The following is a 20630-nucleotide window of genomic DNA, read 5'->3' as shown; positions in this document are numbered from 1 at the left end:
TATGCTTTATCAGCGCGCTACGGTTTACGCAGCGCTTTCACCTGCTCGGGCGTGATATCGCCCGGCAAACCGCCGAATGTCACACGCAGGTAATTCACCATTTCGGCAATCTGCGCGTCGTTCAGGCGCTCCGCAAAGCCCGGCATCGGCTGCATGCTATCTCCGGCCGGAAAGCCCTGCGCCGGTAAACCATCCAGCACTGAGACAATCAGATTACGGCCATCCGGCTGGCGCAGGGTGGCGTTGTTCTGCATCGCCACCGCAACGTGCGGTTTGCCGGACCCGTCCGCCATATGACATCCGGAACACTGATCCAGATAAGTGATGCGACCGGCGTCATTACCGCCCTGCCCGATGCTCACCGGCACGGCCGCTGGCGGTTTGTCGCCCAGCAAATACGTGACGATCGCACGGTGATCGGCTTCGGTCAGATGACGGGTACTGAGATCAATAACTTTGTGCATTTCATCAAACGCCGATCCCTGCGGTGCAATGCCGGTCGCGAGGAAACGGCTGAGATCTGCCGGGTTCCAGCCGCGCTGCGTCAGCGCCTGCGGCGAAATGTCCGGCGCAGTGATCCGCCCCAGCGTTCCGCCTTTCAGGTTGTTATCGGTATGCATCTGTCCCAGCACGCCGCGTGGTGTATGGCATTCGCCGCAGTGGCCGAGCACATCCGTCAGGTACTGACCCCGCTGCCAGTCAGCAGAATTTCCCTGCGAACTGGCGGGGATCGGATCGGCGGTGCGGAACAACAGGTTCCAGCCAATCATCGCCATACGCTGGTTGAACGGGAACGGCATTTCGTTTTCCGGCACCGGCTGATTCACCGCCGGACGCGTCATCAGAAACGCATACATATCGTCAGAATCTTTGCGGGTCACGCCTTTGTATGACGTGTAAGGCATCGCCGGATACAGATGACGTCCGCCCGGCGCAACGCCCTGGGTCAGCGCCAGATAGAAATCCTCCGACGTCCAGCGGCCAATACCGTCGTCAGCAGACGGCGTCAGATTGCTGCCAAAGATTTTGCCGAATGGCGTTTCCAGCGGATAACCGCCCGCCAGCGGTGCGCCGCCGGATGCGGTATGGCACGCGGCGCAGTCGGATGCCTGAACCAGATAACGGCCACGTTCGATCTGTGTGGTATCCGCCGTGACCTTTTGAACCGGCTCGTCCGGCGTGCGGTTTTCTCGCCACCAGAGCACCGCCACGACGATGATAATTACCGCCAGCAGCAGGAGAAAAAGACGTTTCTTCATCACGCGTGCTCCCGGATCAGGCCTGGGGTTTTCATCACAACATCACGCACCGCTTCGTAATACCGCACGTAACCGGTACAGCGGCAGATGTGATTTTCCAGCGCCGCTTCAATCGCGCCTTCCAGTTCATTCAGCGCAATTGGATTTTTTTCCAGACGCTCAAGCAGCAGCGTTGCCGCATTCACAAAACCCGGCGTGCAGTAACCGCACTGGAAGCTGTAATGTTCCAGAAACGCCTGCTGAACCGGAGACAGCTGGACTTCGCCTTTGTCATCGGTTTTGGCGTGGCCTTCGACGGTTCGCACTTTTTTGCCGTTAAAGAAATGTGCGCCGGTAATACAGGTGCGCACTTCTTCGCTGGTGCCGCTTTCATGATCGACAATCGCCACACAGGCATGACAAATCCCCTGCCCGCAGCCAAGGCGGGAACCGGTCAGCGCCACATATTCGTGAAGAAAGTCGATCATCATCAGACCTTCGGGAACGTCCAGCGGGCCGTAATGTTGATTGTTGATAGTCAGCTCTAAAGGCTGCGTTTTGATGCTCATTGTAAAACCTCACGAATATTTTCAGCACGGACGGGCAAATCACGGAAACGGTGGCCGGTGGCATCGGCGATGGCGTTTACCAGCGCGGCGACGACCGGGATCATCACGACTTCGGCCATGCCTTTCGGCGGATCGGTTTCCGACAGCGCAGGCAGAATGTCGCTGGTCTGTTTCCAGACCGCCACATCACTGGCGCGCGGCAAATGGTAGCGGTTGAAATTCCAGGTTCCGTTGCCCGGCCCGTCTTCATACAGTGGCAAATACTCGTGCAATGCGTGGCCGATGCCCATCGCCAGCCCGCCCTGCAACTGGCCGGAAACCAGCTCAGGGACGATAAGATTGCCGCATTCCATAATCGAATGGTGCGTCAGCAACTCAACTTTACCGGTCGCGATTTCCACCGAGATTTCGGCCAGCGTGCCGACTGCGCTGTAATAGGTCACCGACGCGTTATTGCGCTGTGTTGGCGGGTAATACACCGCGTCACGCGCCAGAGTCTGGAATGGATCCGCACCGTGGCGCACAGACATGCCATCCACCGGAATGCGCTGACGCACGTTGTTCAGCGTGAAATCAGCTTCTGCCCACTGCCAGCGGTTGAAGACGTGAACCGCTGCGCCGGTCATGCCTTTCATTTCGTAGACTTTTTTTGCCAGCATTTCGAGGCTGAGAATCTGCATGCCGTTGGCGGTCAGACCGCCTTCCACCCAGCGGGCATCTTCTTTGCGCACAACATAAGGGGCAGCCTGTCCGCCACCGATGCCGGTTTGCCAGATAGCCATCGCCGCCGGCCAGATTCCGTTGTCGAAGATCAGGCGCGCCGCTTCGCGGGTGCTGTGAGAGAAGTAATAAGCCGAGTTACTGGCGCTCGATGGCGAGCAGTAAGATGGTGACCAGCGGGGATTGGTTTGCAGTTTGTCCTGCTCTTCCTGCGACATAATGTACGGGTCGCCGCTGGTTTCCACCGGCAGCACTGACCAGTCTGTCACTGAGAAATGCGCCTGTTCAGCCGGTTTTCCCAGCCATTCGGCGCACAAAACGGACTGGGACGTGGACATTCCCGTACCCATTTCTGCGCCGCTGTGCCACAGGCTGATTTCGCCTTTTTCACTGAGCTCCACGCGGGCGAAAGAGGTTTCCGCACCGGTGCCGAAGTCTTTCTGCACACACCCAAAACCGACGCCATAGCGTTTGCCCGGATTCTGGCTTTCATATTCGGCTTTGCGCTTCTTACGCTCTGTCCATAACGGGTGAACGGCGGCTTTTTCCAGCACTTCATCCGCACGGATTGCGCCGGCAGGAATGGCACCTTGTGTGTTTTTCATGCCCGATTTCAGGACGTTGCGCATGCGAAACGCAATCGGATCCAGCTTCAGTTCAGCGGCCAGCTCATCCATCATCATTTCGGTAGCAGCCATACTTTGCAGCGTGCCGTAACCGCGTGCAGATCCGGCGTCGAGCGCGCGCGAGGCCAGCCCGACCGCGGATAGATCACTTTTCGGGAAATAGTAAATCGACTGCGCCGCTGTTGCGCCCACCATCACCACCGACGGCGTAAAGTTGCTGCGCCCGCCGCCGTCTGCGGTCATTGCTGCATGGAAAGACTGCAACATCCCGGTTTCGCGGTTCACGGCGATGTCGTAATTCATATCAAACGCATGGCGTTTCAGCGCGGACTGGAACTGTTCGAAGCGGTCATTCGCCAGACGCACCGGCAAACCGTCGCCGTACATCGCCGCGACTGCGCCGTAATACGGGAAGTTGTAGTGATCTTTCGAGCCGTAACCGACGGTATAACACGGATGCAGGATCAGCGTTTTCACCGTGCGGTGACCTTTTGCCATCATGCGCGGCATTTCGTCCGCCACTTCCTGCGGCGACTGCGTTGGCACCACCATATGCAACGTTTGCGTCGCGGCGTCGTACCAGCCGTTGGCGTTATCCGGCTCAAGCGCGGAAGTATCCACGGATTGCGTGGTGAAACGGCGTGACATCACCAGCCAGTCCTGCGGTGGCGATTTCATTTCATCCGCCATTTCGCCCGCATAGAACATGCCCTGCTGATCGAGCTTCCCGCCTTCACGCCCTTCCGGCCAGACTGGCAGGTGTTTGCGCATGCCGACGGGGAAGACTGGCATATCTTTCAGGCTGGAGAACTTATCGTCTTCATAGGCGGTTTCGCCGCCGACGCGAACGAAGCGGAACGTTCCCCACGGATCGCGTTCCAGCGGCCCGGTGGTTTCACCGTAACGCAACACACCGTCTTTAAATTTCAGTGCATTTTTAGCAAAACGGAATTTGGCAAAATCCTGATAGACCAGGATGGCGACCGCTTGTCCAAGATAGGCTGGCGTTTTGCCTGCCGGCAGCAACATGTCTTCGCCATAGAATGCCGGGAAAGCCAGACCGTCGCGCGCCAGCACGTCGGCAGTGACCAGCTGATCCGGCTGTAAATCGTCGCCGAGCAGCGATAAATCCAGCCCGGAATAAACACGGTCAGCCTGCGTTACGCGCAGGATAAAAGCATGGGCCTGTTTTTGCGGCCAGTGCGGCATGTCTTTGGCGCGGATATCGCGGGCAAAGACTTTCTGCCCCATAACCTTCGCTTTGCCATCGATACGGAAACGGACGCGTTTGTTTTGCGCATCCCATTGTGGTGACTGGAGAATTTTCTCTTCAAACAGCGCGGCGTAGGCCTTGCTGTGTAACGGGGCGAGATAAACAGAGACGCCAGCGATCACAGCGCCTTTGACAAAGCGCCGCCTGGACGGGTTGAAATTGCTCATAAATTTCCTTGCTTCTTATTGTCTTTCTTATTTTTCGGCACATTTACAGCTTGCAGTAAATGCTGTAAATACCGCTTATCGCGGGCGATTATAGGTTTTCAGTTCGAATTAAGTAATGATCGAATACACATTTTTAATATTTCGTTCACAAACTTGCGCAAAAAGATGGGATAATTATTTATGTTGCGCAAACAATGTACAAAAGGGATAGGCGCTAAATGGCAGGCATTCTTCTTCTCGCCGCGGGTTCAGGGAACCGGTTTATCGCAGCGGGCGGCACGGGCAATAAACTCAATGCGGTAATGGCTAAAACAGCAGAAAACTCTGTCACGGTTTTCGACGCTACGCTGGCGCAGACCATAGCCAGCGGACTGCGGGTTCACGTCGTTACCCGTCCGGATAATGTGCCGGTTCAGGACAGTTGCGCACGCGCGAAGGTGCCGGTGACGCTGGCCGAAACGGGCGGAACCGGTGAATCCATTGCCGCTGGCGTGCGGGATACGCCGGACTGGGACGGATGGTTAATTCATCTTGCGGACATGCCTTTTGTGACACCGGATATTTTTATCGCCGTGGCTGATACCTTACGCAGCGCTTTGGTTGTTCGCCCTTACTGGCAAAACGCACCGGGGCATCCGGTAGGATTTGCCTGCCCGCTCAGGGAAAAGTTGCTGCAATTGCGCGGCGACCAGGGCGCGCGGGAACTGATCTACAGTCATGAAATTCTGCGCGTAGATTTCAATAATCCTGCGGTGATCCGCGATATCGATCTGCCTTCCCAGCTTTCAGCGCGCGTTTCGAACGGAAATATGTATGCAACATCTTGATAATCAGGTCATTGCACAGGCCAGCGACTGGCTGGCGCACCATCCGGTCTGGCTGTGTACCGTGCTGACCACTTACGGTTCTTCCCCGCGTGCTCCCGGCGCGTTGATGGTGGCCAATGCCAGCGGTCATTTTTGTGGTTCGCTTTCCGGCGGCTGTGTGGAAGAGGATTTTCTGCAACGCATTGCTGCGGGTGAATATCAGCAGGCCAGTCAGATTGTGCGTTACGGAGAAGGCGGTCTGACGCCGAATATTGCCCTGCCGTGCGGCGGTTCGCTGGATGTGCTGATCGAGTATTTACCGGCAACACAAAACAATATGGATTATCTGCAAAGAATGGGGATGGCGCTGGCCGGGCATTACGCTCTCACCAAGTCACTTACCCTGCCCGCAGCCTGCGACCATCTGGAACTGACAAATTATCATAATGCGACTCAGGTGATGCGTAACGACGATTGCATTACCCTGCATCTGGCCGCCCCGCCGCGTCTGCTGATTGCCGGATTGTCGAGTGTCGCGCTTTATTGCGCTGATTTTGCCTGCGCGCTGGGATTTGAAGTGGTGGTGTGTGAATGCCGCGAGGACGTGCTGGAAAACTTTTTGCCAGCGCTGAAAGCGGATATCCGGCTGGAAAAACAATTTCCTGCCAGATATCTCGAAGAGAACAGTTGTCACGCAAATACCGCCATTGTCGCGCTGACTCATGACCCGAGAATGGATGATCTGACCCTGATGGAAGCGGTCAATACGCCAGCATTTTACATTGGTGCGATGGGGTCGCAGCGTAACAGCGCACGCCGCCATGAGCGTCTGCAAACCATCGCGGATTTTACGACAGAGGATTTTTCCCGCCTGCACGCCCCGGTTGGATTACCGATTGGCAGCAAAACGCCGGCAGAAATCGCGCTGGCGGTGATGGCTGACATTGTGAAACACAAGAACGGAATAGCGCAGGCAAACGCCGCAGCCTGAAACCAGGGCTGATTTCAGTGCACAAAAAAGCCTGAGGAAAACCTCAGGCTTTTTTATCCGGCTTACCGGGAAATTACGAACGGGTAAGCTGCAGCTGACCGCTTTTATCCAGCGGAATTTGAGTGCCCGGATCGTGGTCCATACGAACTTTCCCTTGCTGATCGCCTATTTTGTAGGTCACATCATACCCGAGCGTTTTGTCCTCTTTGTCGTACACGGTTTTACAGCGCTGCTGCTGGGTCGTGTACGTATCATTTTCCTGCATGCTGCTCTGCACACGGTTACCGGCGTAACCGCCACCCAGCGCACCGGCTACCGTCGCAACATCACGTCCGTGGCCACCGCCAAACTGGTGTCCCAGTACGCCACCGGCAACGGCACCCAGCACGGAACCGGTGATCTGATGTTCATCCTGTACAGGACGACGATGAGTCACCGTCACGTTGCGGCATTCCTGACGCGGGGTTTTGGTGGTCTCTTTGATCGGCGTCGCGCTGACTACCTGCGCGTACTCCGGACCCGATGAAAAAACGTTCATGCTCGCAACGCCAGCAATGCCCAACGCCGCAGCCACACCAATACCGACCCCAGCTAACATTGACTTGTTCACAGGACTTCCTCCGAAAATGTTACCACGCAATTGTCCCGGATTCGGGGACACCTCAGTGGACAGCAACACATCTGAGGAGCGGCGTGCGTGAATCGCCTTCTGTAAACTTATTGTTAAGTCTGCACAAGGAAATGTCAGTGAACAATAAGACGAACTCTGTAAGTGAGAGGAATGACGGGTGTAACGGGGTGTTTCAGAGAATTCTTAGCTGACAAAGTAAAAAAGCAGAATCTTATGCTTTTCGTGTGGAGAATGTGAAAAATGAAAAAAAGCCTGTAAGAAACAGGCTTTTGGGTATGAAACGATTCAGCCCGCTCAGAAAAAAAGCCGGCTGTTCAGTATCAGTGCAGTTTCAGGCGCGGACGGATCACACGGTTGATCCCGCCGACCAGCATCATCAGGCCGGTTTTAATGTAACCGTGCAGCGCAATCTGGTGCATGCGGTACAGGGAAACATAAACCAGACGCGCCATACGCCCTTCAATCATCATGGATCCGCGCATCAGATTCCCCATCAGGCTGCCGACAGTACTGAAGCGTGAAAGGGAAACCAATGAGCCGTGATCTTTATAAACGTAAGGTTTCAGGCTCTGCCCTTTGCGCTGCGCCATGATATTGGCGAAGCAGCGGGACGCCATCTGGTGCGCTGACTGAGCACGCGGTGGCACAAAGCCGCCGGACGGCTGCGGGCAGGATGCACAGTCGCCGATCGCATAAATATTCGGATCACGCGTGGTTTGCAGCGTAGGCTCGACCACTAACTGGTTGATACGGTTAGTTTCCAGGCCTGCGATATCTTTCATGAAATCAGGTGCTTTGATTCCGGCAGCCCAGACCATCAGGTCAGCATCAATGAATTCGCCGGACTTGGTGTTCAGGCCGTTTTTATCGGCGCTGGTCACCATGGTTTGCGTGAGCACACGAACGCCCAGCTTGGTCAGTTCCTGATGCGCAGCCCCGGAAATACGCGGAGGCAACGCAGGCAGAATACGCTCACCCGCTTCCACCAGCGTGACGTTCAGCGCATCGCTGTCCAGCCCTTCAAAACCGTAGCTGTGCAGCTGTTTCACCGCATTATGCAGCTCGGCAGACAGCTCAACGCCGGTCGCACCGCCGCCCACAATCGCGATATTCACTTTTTTCTGCTTGTCATCGCTTGCAGAGAATTTAAGGAACAGGTTCAGCATTTCGTTATGGAAACGGTGCGCCTGATGCGGATTGTCCAGGAAAATGCAGTTGTCTTTCACGCCCGGCGTACCGAAGTCGTTCGACGTACTGCCCAGCGCCATAACCAGCGTGTCGTACGCGATGTCGCGAACGGGCACCAGAACTTCGCCGCTTTCATCACGGATTTCAGCCAGTTTAATGGTCTGATTTTCGCGATCGATATCGGTCAGCGAGCCAATCTGGAAAGTGAAACCGTGGTTGCGGGCATGCGCCAGATAGCTCAGCGCGTCCACGCCGTCATCCAGGCTGCCGGTTGCCACTTCGTGCAACAGCGGTTTCCATAAATGGCTGTGGTTACGATCGACCAGAATGATTTCCGCTTTTTTCTTGCGGCCAAGTTTATGGCCCAGGCTGGTAGCCAGTTCCAGACCGCCGGCGCCACCGCCGATAATCACAATTTTCTTCATTGGTGATGTCAAAATGACCCCCTCAAATGTGAACCAATTGTTATATAAGAGTAAAAATTTTATCCTTATATTACATAGGGTTGCTTAAGTTAAATCGGTATCTGACACGGAGGATATCATGCGTGGTGATTTGGTCATACCAAAATTGATATAGGTCAATTTAAATTCATTTGAATAATTTGACTTAGTGAAATGGCATGTATTTTGACTTCTTTAAATCAGGGAGTTAGGACACGGCGTGCGGGAAAAAAACGTTTTGGCGGGAGATTCAGACATAAAAAACCACCGCACAATGGCAGTGGTTTTCAGCGGTAAATGTTAATCAAATGATATTTTTAAAGGCTTTGATACGTTGCAGATGGGTCGAGATATCCTTGAATTTATGGGTCTGATGTTCGTCCCATTCAACAGGATAGTAATGATGAAGCTTTTCAGCGGTTTTCTTGCTGTCGAGCACGCCGTCTTCGCGCGATAAAATCACCAGACAACGGTCGCGGTTTTTCTCGCGAAAATCACTGATGCATTTCGTGGCGATATCTTCGTATTCTTCGGGACGGTCAATTTTACCGGCCATATTATCCTGGGGCGATAAGTTCGGGTTGAACATCACCTGACGGATGCCGCACAGAAAACCGATGCGTTCAGCCCAGAATCCGCCGAGCCCTACTCCGCAGATCAGCGGCAGTTTGTCGGTGGTTTCATGCAGCACTTTATCGACCTCTTTCAGCAAATGTTGCATGTCATGACGCGGGTGCAGCGTGCTGTAACTGATGAAACGGACGTCGGGATCAATAAACTGCAACTGCAACACTTTCTCGTGGTTACCGGGACTGGTTGAATCGAAGCCATGCAAATAGATAATCATCGTTTACCTCATCCTGAATGTGCGTTGAAACCCTCACGCGGTCTGAAAACGTTACCGCGCAGTTTCTTTATGTTCCTGCCAGCGTGCGTCGAGCGCGGTCAGTTCACGGTTTGCGTCTTTCCAGCGACTGGAATTTTGCAGGTCCTGACGGGCCTGTTTTCCACTGTACAGTCCGCGATGATACAACTGCGCAACACGCTCAGCTTTGACCGGAGACAGGTTATCCAGCACGCTTACCGCGCCCTGACGGTTATTGCAGGCCAGGATCATATCGCAACCGGCATCAAGAGAGGCCTGAGCACGTTCCGGATAGCTGCCCATAATCGCAGCCCCTTCCATCGAAATATCATCGGAGAAAATCACGCCGTTGAAGTTTAGCTCTTTGCGCAGAATGTCCTGAAGCCAGTATGGCGAACCGCTGGCCGGGCGTGGATCTGCCTGGGTGTAAATCACATGCGCCGGCATGACAGCATCGAGCAATTTACGTGCATTCAGCTGGCGGAAAATTGCCATGTCGTGCTCGCGGATAACGTCCAGCGGACGGTCGTCTCTCGGAGTTTCTTTGTGGGAATCCGCACTGACCGCGCCGTGTCCCGGAAAATGCTTACCGGTAGTTTTCATTCCTGCTGCATGCATACCGAGAATGAACTGTTCCGCCATCTCCAGCGCTTTCTGCGGTTCGGCGTGAAACGAACGCTCACCAATGGCAGCGCTGATATGCCCGATATCCAGAACCGGCGCAAAGCTGATGTCGATATCCATGGTAATCATTTCTGACGCCATCAGCCAGCCGCCCTCCTGTGACAGGCGCTTCGCTTCATGCGGCGCATTCAGCGCAGCAAAAGACTGCGCGGCTGGCAGACGGGTAAAGCCTTCACGAAAGCGCTGCACGCGTCCGCCCTCCTGATCCACCGCGAGCACCAGCCGGTCGTGAGACGCGGTGCGGATCTGACGGATCAGTTCATGCAGCTGATCAACATCATGATAGTTTCGGGTGAATAAAATCAGTCCGCCCACCAGCGGATGCTGCAAAATTTCACGTTCTTCGGCATCCAGCTCGTAGCCAGCCACATCCAGCATTACAGGTCCCAGCAAAATGGACGCTCCTTTTAAGTTTTCACATGTTAATCATGGACGCGGCCAAACAGCCTGACCCGCAGCGGCTGCGCCCATTCACTGTATTTCTTATCAGCGGTTTGCGCCCAGCGGACTTCAAACCACAGCAGCATCAGATAATCCACCCACGGCAGCCAGCGTTTAATCTGCTGGCGGAAAAGCGGGAGATCCTGATAACCGCCCGCCTCAGCATATTCTCGAAGAAACGCGTCCTGCTGAAGCGGATCTAAATCATTGCCGCGAAACAGCGCCGCAAATTCGAGCGCGATATCGCCGTCGGCGGCATATTCCCAGTCAATGATCCGCATACCCTTCTCCGTCTCCAGCAGGTTTCCCGCGTGGATATCCATATGAAGAAGTGCCATTTTCAGTGGCACGGGCAATTTGCGTCGTATCATTTTCTGGTGTAACGCCAGCCAGCGCGGCGTGAGCCTGCGCCGGTCAACATGTTGCCAGTAACGGGCAAACTGACGGCGTAAATCCAGCGGATAACCGGAACATGCCAGCCGGTGCAGTTTTGCCAGGCTCTGGCTGACGGGTTTCTGCCCCTGTGCGGAGACAAACGCCGCCTCACTGAGCGGCGTACCTGCAATCCATTCCACCAGTAACCACGGCGGTGAACTGAGTCTGACACAAGGCCCCAAAGTCTGCCGCGCAATATGCCGCAAAATGGCATGTTCACGCTGTCTTTCCACCCCGGCGTTCCGGCGTTCACCTGACTGATGACGCGCCAGCATATCGCCTGCCGGAGAAGTAATTTTCCAGCTTTCGCCCGTCAGACCGGCCACGGGTGATAAATGAAAACCGGCGGTTTTCACCGCCGGATAATGTTGCTCAATCAGTTGCTGTAGCTGATTTTCAGGGCTGAGTTCAGCCTTAATTTTGAACCGCACTGCGACCTGACCAGACAATTTCGCCGCTCGGCGCTGTCAGTAAACGCATCGACATTGTCGGCGCTTTCACATCGCCGCTCACCGTGCTGTAAAGCACGTACTGCGCTTTTACGATGTTGGCCAGCCCGATGGCTTTGCTCACAGACGACAGGCTGTCATCCGGCGATAAGCCGAGAGACTGCTTGGCGGAAGCCAGTTGATCCGCAGGCACCAGCTGGAACGTTGTGTTATTAGCCAGCGCACTGCGTAAAGCATCGGTCGCTTTGGAGGTTTGCAGTGTGCCATTGGTACTGTTTTTCACGCCATCCACCAGCAGCACGCTGCCAGCCTGAACGCCATTGGCTTTGAGCATTTTCGCCAGCATCGGCTCAACGGTGGAGGTCCAGTCAATGCTGGCCAGTTTCGGCGGCTGCGGAACCGGCTGAATCTGCGGCTGTTCAGGAACCGGCGGATTGACCGGCGGCAGGGGTTGTTGCGGCTGCTGAGGTTGTTCAGGCTGCTGTGGCTGCGTTTGTTGTTGGTTTGGCAGAGTACAACCGCCCAGGATCAGTGCGGCCATCGCCACAATGAGAAAATACTTTTTCATCAACCTTCTCCGTACGGGAATTTAGAGATAAAGGTACAAACGCACACTGTGCGCATCAAGATTGCCATTGGTCGAACTGATTTCCACACTGCTGTTCGCAGGAACAGTGACAGTGCGGGATTCCGCGATCGGCAATAAATCCAGCCCCTGTTTATCATACCAATAGAACCGGTAATGCAGTGTGACAGGATGTGGCTGGTTATTATCCAGCGTACTGGTGGCTTTTTTCTGCCCGCCGGAGTCAGACACGGATGGCGAACCCGGGATGATCCCTGCCGTCAGCACGGGAGATTCCATCACCACCCGTTGCTGATTGTTCAGTGCAATGCCCGGCTTGCTGCTACAACCTATCAGCAAAACGACCGGCAATAACGCCATCAATAAACGCATGTTTACCCTTACTGACGTGACAACAATGGACCGAGCGCCCGGCCACCGACCAGATGCATGTGGATATGATAAACCTCCTGCCCTGCGTCACGGTTACAGTTGACGATCAGACGGTAGCCGCTTTCAGCAATCCCTTCCTGTTCGGCGATTTTCGCCGCGACAGTCATCATGCGCCCGAGAGCGGCTTCATGACTGGCATCAACATCGTTCATCGTGGGGATCAGGACATTCGGGATAATCAGAATATGGCTTGGCGCCTGGGGAGAAATATCGCGGAACGCCGTGACTAATTCATCCTGGTAAACCACATCGGCAGGGATTTCACGGCGAATAATTTTGCTGAAAATTGTCTCTTCGGCCATCTTAACTGTCCTTAACAAAGTAAAAAGCGTTGTACGCAGTATGGGTTAGAATTTCCATTCCTTTCAACCTGATTACGCTTTTTGATGCTTAATTGACGCAGAAAACGCCACCCGAAGGCGGCGCTGTCTTTATCCACAAACCGCAGGTATGAAAAAAGGAGGCCGGAGCCTCCTTTCTCAGAACCAGACAACGTTCACCATTAATGGTTACGCATGTACTCGTCCATGTCTGTTTTCAGGTTATCGGACTTGGTGCCGAAAATTGCCTGAACACCAGAACCTGCCACAACCACACCTGCCGCACCCAGTTTTTTCAGGCCCGCCTGATCCACTTTAGAGATGTCGGCTACGCTGACGCGCAGACGCGTGATACAGGCATCGAGGTTAGTGATGTTTTCTTTACCGCCGAAAGCCTGAACCAGAGATGCTGACATTTCAGAACCCCCCTGAGCAGAAGTTTCGCTGGTAGCGTCTTCACGGCCAGGAGTTTTCAGATCCAGTTTAGCAATCAGGAATCGGAAGATGCTGTAGTAAATCACCGCATACACCGCACCAACAATTGGGAACAGCCAGATTTTGCTGCTGTTGCCGCTCAGTACGATGAAGTCGATCAGACCGTGGGAGAAGCTGGTACCGTCACGCATGCCCAACAGGATACAAATTGGGAATGCCAGACCGGCCAGAATCGCGTGGATCACATACAGGATCGGCGCCACGAACATGAAGGAGAATTCGATTGGCTCAGTAATACCGGTCAGGAACGCGGTCAGAGCAGCGGAGATCATGATGCCGCCGACTTTGGCACGGTTCTCAGGTTTCGCTGAGTGCCAGATAGCAACAGCCGCTGCTGGCAGACCGTACATTTTGAACAGGAAGCCGCCTGACAGTTTACCTGCAGTTGGGTCACCCGCCATGTAACGTGGGATATCGCCGTGGAAGACCTGACCGGCAGAGTTCACATACTCACCGATTTGCATCTGGAATGGAACGTTCCAGATGTGGTGCAGACCAAACGGAACCAGCGCACGTTCAACCACACCGTAGATACCGAACGCAACAACCGGGTTCTGATAAGCAGCCCATTGTGAGAAGGTCTGGATACCTGTACCGATTGGCGGCCAGATGAAGGACAGAACTACACCCAGAATGATGGCAGCCAGACCAGAAATGATCGGAACAAAACGTTTACCCGCGAAGAAGCCCAGATATTCAGGCAGCTTGATACGATAGAAACGATTGAACATGTATGCCGCGATCGCACCGGAGATGATACCGCCCAGTACGCCGGTATCCGCCAAATGCTTAGCTGCGATTTCTTCAGCCGGCAAATGCAGAACCAGAGGTGCGACAACCGCCATGGTTTTCACCATGATGCCGTACGCAACAACCGATGCCAGTGCAGATACACCGTCGTTATTGGTAAAGCCTAACGCTACACCAATAGCGAAAATCAGAGGCATGTTAGCGAAGACTGAACCACCGGCTTCGGCCATAACATGGGAAACGATCATTGGCAGCCAGCTAAAGTTTGCAGAACCGACGCCCAGCAGGATACCTGCGATTGGGAGTACGGAAACTGGCAGCATTAGCGATTTACCGACCTTTTGAAGGTTTGCAAACGCGTTCTTAAACATAATTGAGTGTGCTCCTGAGTAATGATGCTTTTTGATACTTCATGCGATTTCGCTTAATGGCAAACCGCTTTGCAAAGGCTCTGAAAGCCTTTTGCAGTCGGGTGTCTAAGCACCCCTTTTAATTTTTACGCAGGGTAAAATAATTCCCTTTGTTAATGTTTGATGGCAGTCACGTTTTTCTGAAAAATGCAGTAAGAGCGTATTAAAAACCCGCACTTACCCACACAAAATCCGAAAAACGCGGCCCTGGCACCGTGAAAAACGGTGCCAAGATACCTCAATATGGCGATTAATTACGAGATGAAAAATAAATCTGGAATATATGACTTAGCGAAAGCTTAGGTGAGAGAGGATGCATCGATGTGAAATAATCGTGAAAAGTTTGCTGTTGTCACTTCAGCCAGCTGTTCGACGCTGACGCCTTTCAAAACAGCCATGTAATCGGCCACATCGCGCACGTAGGCAGGCTGGTTTTCTTTACCACGATGCGGAACCGGTGCCAGATACGGAGAATCGGTCTCTACCAGAAGACGATCTAATGGCACATAACGGGCGACTTCGCGTAAGGATTCAGCATTTCGGAAAGTCAGAATGCCGGAAAAAGAGATGTAGAAACCGAGATCTAACAGGAATTCTGCGGTCGGAATATCTTCGGTGAAGCAGTGCAGAACGCCACCGCATTCGCCAGCTTTCTCTTCTTTCAGAATATCGAGCGTATCCTGACGCGCATCGCGGGTATGGACGATCACCGGTTTGTTCAGCTCGCGGCCAGTGCGGATGTGCTCACGGAAGGAATCTTGTTGCAGTTTCAGCTGATGTGCTTCTTTCTGATAAAAATAATCCAGGCCGGTTTCACCCATCGCCACCACTTTCGGGCTGGCGGCGAGACGGCGCAGCTCGGCAAAATCGTAGCCGTCATCAATGTTCAGAGGATGTACGCCGCAGGAAAAAGCCACTTCAGGACGATCGCCAATTAACTGCGCCATGGCCTCATATCCTGGTAATGTGGTCGCAACGGCCAGCATAAATTTCACATCACGCTCGCGGGCTTTTTCCAGCACGTTATCAACGCCGGAGTGCAGCTCGTTGTAATCCAGGCTGTCGAGATGGCAGTGGGAATCGACTAAAAACATAGTATTAACTCGTTACGGTCTGTTGATGATAATTCGATTTCAGCGTGTCAGTGACGAACTGAAAAATGAGGAAGGAACGGAGCCGCGCAACATTTGCTCCCATTCCAGCAATTGCTCGGTTAGCAGCAGTTCGCGATTCACGCCCACGATGGAAAGTAACTGCTGGCGGCAGTGCATCCACGCGTTGACGGATTGTTGCAACGAAGCATTGGATTGCGTACTGGCAAGCAATCTTACCAGGGGCTGCTGATCGTGATTAATGATGAAATGCCTGGCCTGTTGTTGCCATTTGATGGCATCAAGCAACAGCGTTGCCAGCCAGTACAGCCGGTCAGCGGCGTCGTCATGATTCAATTGCGGCAGCAACGAGAGCATATCCTGCTGCTGGCATTGGGTATAAAGCTGCTGGCACAGCGCCACACGTTGTTTCCAGCGCTCCGGCTGTAATAATTCCAGCGCAGAAAGCGGCGCGCCATTAGCCAACCGCAATGCGGTCTTAATTGCCACCGAATCCGCGCTGAGCTGGCGATTGATCCACTGTACGGATAACGCCTCTTCCGGCACCGGCAGATGCCAGTAGAAACAGCGGCTGCGGATAGTTGCCAGCAGCGCAGAAGGCTCACGGCAGCCTAGCAGGAAATAAGTCCCGGAAGGCGGCTCTTCCAGCGTTTTGAGCAAGGCGTTGGCCGCGGCTTCCGTCAGCAATTCCATCTGCGGGATCCACACAACTTTCGCACCGCCCTGCTGCGAGTAATTGTAGAGCGTTTCAATGAGCTGACGAACCGGGTCGATGCCCAGCGAATTTTTGCCTTTTTCAGGCAGCAAGGTATGCCAGTCAGGATGGTTTCCGGCGATCATCAGCTGGCAGCTGTGGCATTTACCGCAACTCTTTTCCCCCTCTTTATGCTGGCAAAGCAACCAGCGGCTCAGACCATAGACCAGTGCGTCATCGCCCATTCCCGCCGCAACGTGCATCAGCAGAGAATGATGACCACGCCCGGTCTGATATTGCCCGATTAACTGGCGGTAAGGGCCGCTGAGCCACGGATACCAGCTCATGACATCAGGCCTTTTGCTGCCTGTTCGTCGAACCAGTTTTTCAGCGTCAGTTCGATGGAAGCTTTAACCTGTTCAATGGTCTGCGACGCATCAATGGTTTTGATGCGTCTGTCGGCGGCGGCAAGTTCAAGGTAACGCGCACGCGTACGCTCAAAAAATGGCAGCGCTTCCTGTTCGATACGATCCAGCTCACCGCGCGCTCGGGCGCGTTGCAGGCCAATAGCCGGTGGCAGATCGAGATAAAGCGTGAGATCAGGACGGAAATCACCCAGCACGGTGTCGCGTAATGAACTCATCAGTTTTGCATCAATACCGCGTCCGCCGCCCTGGTAGGCTTGCGACGAAAGATCATGCCGATCGCCGACAACCCAGGCACCACGCGCCAGAGCAGGCAAGATTACCGTTTCAACCAGCTGGACGCGTGCGGCATAAAGCATCAGCACTTCAGCTTTCACTGTCGGCTTTTCACCCCCGACGCCGCGCTTGAATAAATCGCGCAATTTCTCCGCAAGCGGTGTACCGCCAGGCTCGCGGGTAAACACAATTTCTTCCACACCGTGCTGGCGCAATGCATCCACCACCACGTTATGAGCGGTGGTTTTTCCCGCTCCTTCAAGGCCTTCAATCACAATGAAGTTACTTTTCATTCTTATTCTTAAGAGCCTCTATATACACACGAACCGCCTTGTTATGGTTCTCAAGGTTAGTGCTGAAAGTATGCCCGCCTTTGCCGTCAGCGACAAAATAAAGATAAGGGGTTTTTGCAGGATGTGCCGCAGCCTGGAGCGAAGCTTCGCTCGGCATCGCGATTGGCGATGGCGGCAAACCGGTAATGACGTAAGTATTGTAAGGCGTCGGCGTTTCCAAATCTTTTTTGGTGATATTACCGGTGTATTTTTCGCCCATACCGTAGATGACCGTCGGATCAGTTTGCAGACGCATGCCGATACGAAGACGGTTAATAAAGACAGAAGCCACTTCCGGACGTTCATCTTTTACAGCGGTTTCTTTTTCGATAATCGACGCCATCGTCACCATATCGGCGGGCGTTTTATACGGCAGTGAGTCCGCGCGCCCTTTCCAGATGTCAGCAACGGTTTTTTCCATCCTCACATGCGCACGTTTGAGCAGCGAAATGTCGGTCATCCCGGCGGTGTAATGATAAGTATCGGGATAGAGCCAGCCTTCAGCATTTTTAGTGTCGGTAATACCTAATGCCGCCGCAATCTCTTCGCCACTCTTGCCGTTCAGCTCATGCTTCAGATATTCCGACTTCTCCAGCACTTTCATCCAGTCACTCAGTTTGAAACCTTCTACAAAGCGGATGCTGAACTGCGCTTCTTTGCCACTTTTCAGTAATTCCAGCATCTGCCGAACGGTCATTCCCTTCTCGAGACGATACGTCCCCGCTTTGAACTCGCTCAGTTCAGGCTCAAGACGTAATAACCACGGGAACCAGTGACTTGATTTAATCAGTTTTTTATCAATGAGCAGTGTTTCCAGCGCCACACGTCCCGTACCGGCTGGCAGGGTGAAAATGGTTTCGCTGCTGACGTTGATCGGGCGGTCGGCGAACTGCTTCACTTTATGGTAACTCAACGCCGCCAGCCCAAGCAGGATCAGGACAATCAGGGCGAAAAATTTCGTTTTTTTGTTCGTCATTGTTTATTCACTTTTTAAAAGCTCTGGTGCAGGAAATTGTACAAGTGCCGCCCGGTATAATGACGGTCACAGGCTTCTGTCACCGGTAAAATGGGCATCAGTGCATTACAAATCAGGATTTCGTCAGCATCCGATAGCGTTTCGGGCGTTTCACAGACCTGATGTAAAACCCAGGGAGAGGCTGATTCAATCACGCGGATAAGATGCTGACGCATAATCCCGTCGACGCCAGACTGCGATAAATCCGGCGTAAAGACCTGATTTCCTTTGCGCCAGAATAAATTGGCCGCACAGCATTCCACCAGGCAACCTGAGGTGTCAACCACCAGCGCCTCATTGGCGTCTGTCTGGTCAAGATGCATGCGGATCATGATCTGCTCAAGACGGTTGAGATGTTTAATTCCTGCCAGCAGGGGATTTTTGCTCAGCATCACCGGGTTTAACGCAAGTTTCACGCCGCGCTCGCGCCATTTGTGATACTGCGCCGGATAAGCCGATACCGACACAATACGGGTCGGGCCGCTGCATCCGGCAGTGCTGTAACCACGCCCGCCCTGCCCGCGCGTCAAAATGGCTTTCACTACCCCTTCTTGCTCAGACTGCGCGGCCCCAACAATTTCGCGCTCCAGCGCCTGCCAGTCCACGCCCTCAATTCGTAATACGGCAACCGCACGCTGCAAACGTTGCAGATGGGCATCCAGAAACTGGATTTCGCCGTTCATCACTCTGGCCGTCGTAAAACAGCCATCGCCAAATTGCACCGAACGATCTCCTGCCGGCAATGCAGCTTGCGCCACACCGTTAATCCACATGGTTACTTCCTCCGGGCGTTAATATTCTCTGACAGAAGAGCCTGCGCGAGCGGCCCAGCTGCATCAAGTGGAGCATTCCTACTTTATCGTACCGGGCCAGGCAGAGGGCTGGAACACGCACTTTGTTGAACTGCCGTTTGGCACAAACCGGACCTTTTATACAGACAGCAAAAAGGCCCAATAACGGGCCTTTTTCAGACGGACAGGTTTTTACCGGATTCAGATCTTGCGGAATACCAGCGAACCGTTGGTGCCGCCAAACCCGAACGAATTGCACAGTGAGTAATTCAGCGCTTTTACCTGACGCGCTTCATGCGCCACAAAGTCCAGATCGCAACCTTCATCCGGATTATCCAGATTGATGGTCGGTGGAACGGCCTGATCGCGTAAAGCAAGCAAAGTAAAGATAGATTCCACTGCGCCAGCCGCGCCCAGTAAATGTCCGGTCATGGATTTGGTCGAGCTGACCAGCACTTTCTTCGCATCAGCGCCAAAGACAGACTTAACTGCCTGCGCTTCAGCTTTATCGCCAGCAGCGGTAGATGTTCCGTGCGCGTTGATATAACCAATTTCTGAAGCAGAAATACCCGCATCGCGAAGTGCATTTTCCATAGCCAGCGCTGCACCCGCGCCATCTTCCGGCGGTGAAGTCATATGGAATGCATCGCTGCTCATGCCGAAACCAACAATCTCAGCATAAATTTTTGCACCGCGTTTGCGGGCGTGTTCGTACTCTTCCAGCACCATAATACCTGCGCCATCGCCGAGGACGAAACCATCACGATCTTTATCCCACGGACGGCTTGCCGCCTGAGGATTATCGTTACGTGTGGATAACGCGCGTGCAGCACCGAAGCCACCGACACCCAGAGGCGTACTGGCTTTCTCTGCGCCGCCAGCCAGCATCACATCTGCATCGTTATAAGCAATGATACGTGCTGCATGTCCAATATTGTGCACCCCTGAAGTACAGGCTGTAGCAATAGAAATACTCGGCCCACGCAACCCAAACATAATGCTCAGATGACCGGCAATCATGTTAACGATGGTTGAGGGAACGAAGAAAGGACTAATTTTACGAGGTCCGCCGTTAACCAATGAGGAATGGTTTTCTTCAATCAGACCAAGACCGCCAATACCAGAACCAATCGCCGCACCAATACGCGTTGCATTCTCAGCATTTACTTCAAGCCCGGAGTCTTGCATCGCCTGAATACCGGCAGTAATACCATACTGTATAAAGGCGTCCATCTTGCGTGCATCTTTGCGGGAGATGAAGTCTTCACAGTTAAAATCTTTAACTAAGCCAGCAAAACGCGTTGCATAGGCACTAGTATCAAAATGGTCGATTAGGCTAATGCCACTCTGACCGGCAAGGAGAGCGTTCCAAGTGGACTCTACAGTATTGCCGACAGGAGACAGCATGCCCAGTCCAGTCACTACAACTCGACGCTTAGACACGTGTGTCCTCCAGGGAGGGAAAA

The 20630-nt window shown here is 53.7% G+C and carries 20 protein-coding genes; 2 read left to right on the top strand and 18 right to left on the bottom strand.

Translation table 11 applies throughout. The annotated features are described in order from the left end of the window. Positions 1-17 precede the first annotated feature (17 nt). The 3 genes from GW579_RS14500 to GW579_RS14490 are packed head-to-tail and all read right to left on the bottom strand — an operon-like array spanning position 18 to position 4593. Entirely contained in the window at positions 18-1259 is a 1242-nt protein-coding gene (locus GW579_RS14500) for a cytochrome c (protein ID WP_165059636.1), read from the bottom strand. Next, positions 1259-1807, bottom strand: a complete 549-nt coding sequence (locus GW579_RS14495) for a (2Fe-2S)-binding protein (RefSeq protein WP_152325617.1) — start codon at positions 1805-1807, stop codon at positions 1259-1261. Before GW579_RS14495 ends, GW579_RS14500 begins: the two co-directional genes overlap by 1 nt. Continuing rightward, entirely contained in the window at positions 1804-4593 is a 2790-nt protein-coding gene (locus GW579_RS14490; protein WP_165059634.1) for a xanthine dehydrogenase family protein molybdopterin-binding subunit, read from the bottom strand. The genes GW579_RS14495 and GW579_RS14490 overlap by 4 nt, the downstream gene beginning before the upstream one ends. Before the next feature lie 218 nt (positions 4594-4811). Between GW579_RS14490 and GW579_RS14485 the strand changes: the two genes are divergently transcribed. Further along, complete coding sequence (locus tag GW579_RS14485) at positions 4812-5420, top strand: nucleotidyltransferase family protein (protein ID WP_152325615.1); 609 nt, start codon at positions 4812-4814, stop codon at positions 5418-5420. After that, entirely contained in the window at positions 5407-6390 is a 984-nt protein-coding gene (locus GW579_RS14480; RefSeq protein WP_165059633.1) for an XdhC family protein, read from the top strand. The genes GW579_RS14485 and GW579_RS14480 overlap by 14 nt, the downstream gene beginning before the upstream one ends. A 73-nt stretch (positions 6391-6463) precedes the next feature. On the opposite strand, the gene GW579_RS14475 is transcribed toward GW579_RS14480, so the two are convergent. From GW579_RS14475 to fabF, 15 genes are all read right to left on the bottom strand, one after another. Beyond that, on the bottom strand, positions 6464-7000 hold the full coding sequence (locus GW579_RS14475) for a glycine zipper 2TM domain-containing protein (RefSeq protein ID WP_165059631.1): 537 nt from the start codon (positions 6998-7000) through the stop codon (positions 6464-6466). Positions 7001-7341: 341 nt separating this feature from the next. Next, positions 7342-8646 carry an NAD(P)/FAD-dependent oxidoreductase gene (locus GW579_RS14470; protein ID WP_152325612.1) on the bottom strand — a complete coding sequence of 435 codons (1305 nt, stop codon included), beginning with the start codon at positions 8644-8646 and terminating at the stop codon, positions 7342-7344. Between the two features lie 310 nt (positions 8647-8956). Continuing rightward, entirely contained in the window at positions 8957-9499 is a 543-nt protein-coding gene (ycfP, locus tag GW579_RS14465) for an alpha/beta hydrolase YcfP (RefSeq protein ID WP_152325611.1), read from the bottom strand. Between the two features lie 51 nt (positions 9500-9550). Continuing rightward, entirely contained in the window at positions 9551-10579 is a 1029-nt protein-coding gene (gene nagZ, locus GW579_RS14460) for a beta-N-acetylhexosaminidase (protein ID WP_165059741.1), read from the bottom strand. Positions 10580-10623: 44 nt separating this feature from the next. Next, a complete protein-coding gene (locus tag GW579_RS14455; RefSeq protein ID WP_152325610.1) occupies positions 10624-11508 on the bottom strand; it encodes a phosphotransferase in 885 nt (294 codons plus the stop codon). Further along, positions 11492-12094 (bottom strand): penicillin-binding protein activator LpoB, encoded by a 603-nt coding sequence (gene lpoB / locus GW579_RS14450; RefSeq protein ID WP_165059629.1) that lies wholly within the window; start codon positions 12092-12094, stop codon positions 11492-11494. Before lpoB ends, GW579_RS14455 begins: the two co-directional genes overlap by 17 nt. Before the next feature lie 21 nt (positions 12095-12115). Then, positions 12116-12484 carry a YcfL family putative periplasmic lipoprotein gene (locus GW579_RS14445; RefSeq protein WP_165059627.1) on the bottom strand — a complete coding sequence of 123 codons (369 nt, stop codon included), beginning with the start codon at positions 12482-12484 and terminating at the stop codon, positions 12116-12118. Positions 12485-12492: 8 nt separating this feature from the next. Continuing rightward, the gene (gene hinT, locus GW579_RS14440; protein ID WP_152325607.1) at positions 12493-12846 is read right to left on the bottom strand and encodes a purine nucleoside phosphoramidase; all 354 of its coding nucleotides are present in this window, start codon (positions 12844-12846) and stop codon (positions 12493-12495) included. A gap of 200 nt (positions 12847-13046) precedes the next feature. After that, positions 13047-14480 carry a PTS glucose transporter subunit IIBC gene (ptsG, locus tag GW579_RS14435; protein WP_165059626.1) on the bottom strand — a complete coding sequence of 478 codons (1434 nt, stop codon included), beginning with the start codon at positions 14478-14480 and terminating at the stop codon, positions 13047-13049. A gap of 338 nt (positions 14481-14818) precedes the next feature. Further along, positions 14819-15613: a metal-dependent hydrolase gene (locus GW579_RS14430; protein WP_165059624.1), complete on the bottom strand. Its 795-nt coding sequence runs from the start codon at positions 15611-15613 to the stop codon at positions 14819-14821. A gap of 39 nt (positions 15614-15652) precedes the next feature. Further along, positions 15653-16672, bottom strand: a complete 1020-nt coding sequence (holB, locus tag GW579_RS14425) for a DNA polymerase III subunit delta' (protein WP_165059622.1) — start codon at positions 16670-16672, stop codon at positions 15653-15655. Then, positions 16669-17319 (bottom strand): dTMP kinase, encoded by a 651-nt coding sequence (tmk, locus tag GW579_RS14420; protein ID WP_152325604.1) that lies wholly within the window; start codon positions 17317-17319, stop codon positions 16669-16671. Before tmk ends, holB begins: the two co-directional genes overlap by 4 nt. Further along, a complete protein-coding gene (gene mltG, locus GW579_RS14415) occupies positions 17309-18334 on the bottom strand; it encodes an endolytic transglycosylase MltG (protein WP_152325603.1) in 1026 nt (341 codons plus the stop codon). The genes tmk and mltG overlap by 11 nt, the downstream gene beginning before the upstream one ends. Before the next feature lie 14 nt (positions 18335-18348). Beyond that, complete coding sequence (gene pabC / locus GW579_RS14410) at positions 18349-19146, bottom strand: aminodeoxychorismate lyase (RefSeq protein ID WP_152325602.1); 798 nt, start codon at positions 19144-19146, stop codon at positions 18349-18351. 219 nt (positions 19147-19365) lie between these two features. After that, positions 19366-20607 (bottom strand): beta-ketoacyl-ACP synthase II, encoded by a 1242-nt coding sequence (gene fabF / locus GW579_RS14405; protein WP_152325601.1) that lies wholly within the window; start codon positions 20605-20607, stop codon positions 19366-19368. Between the last annotated feature and the right edge of the window lie 23 nt (positions 20608-20630).

The organism is Rahnella contaminans (genome assembly GCF_011065485.1).
In the GTDB taxonomy this organism is placed as follows: Bacteria; Pseudomonadota; Gammaproteobacteria; order Enterobacterales; family Enterobacteriaceae; genus Rahnella; species Rahnella contaminans.
This window is presented reverse-complemented; position numbering and strand designations above follow the sequence as displayed.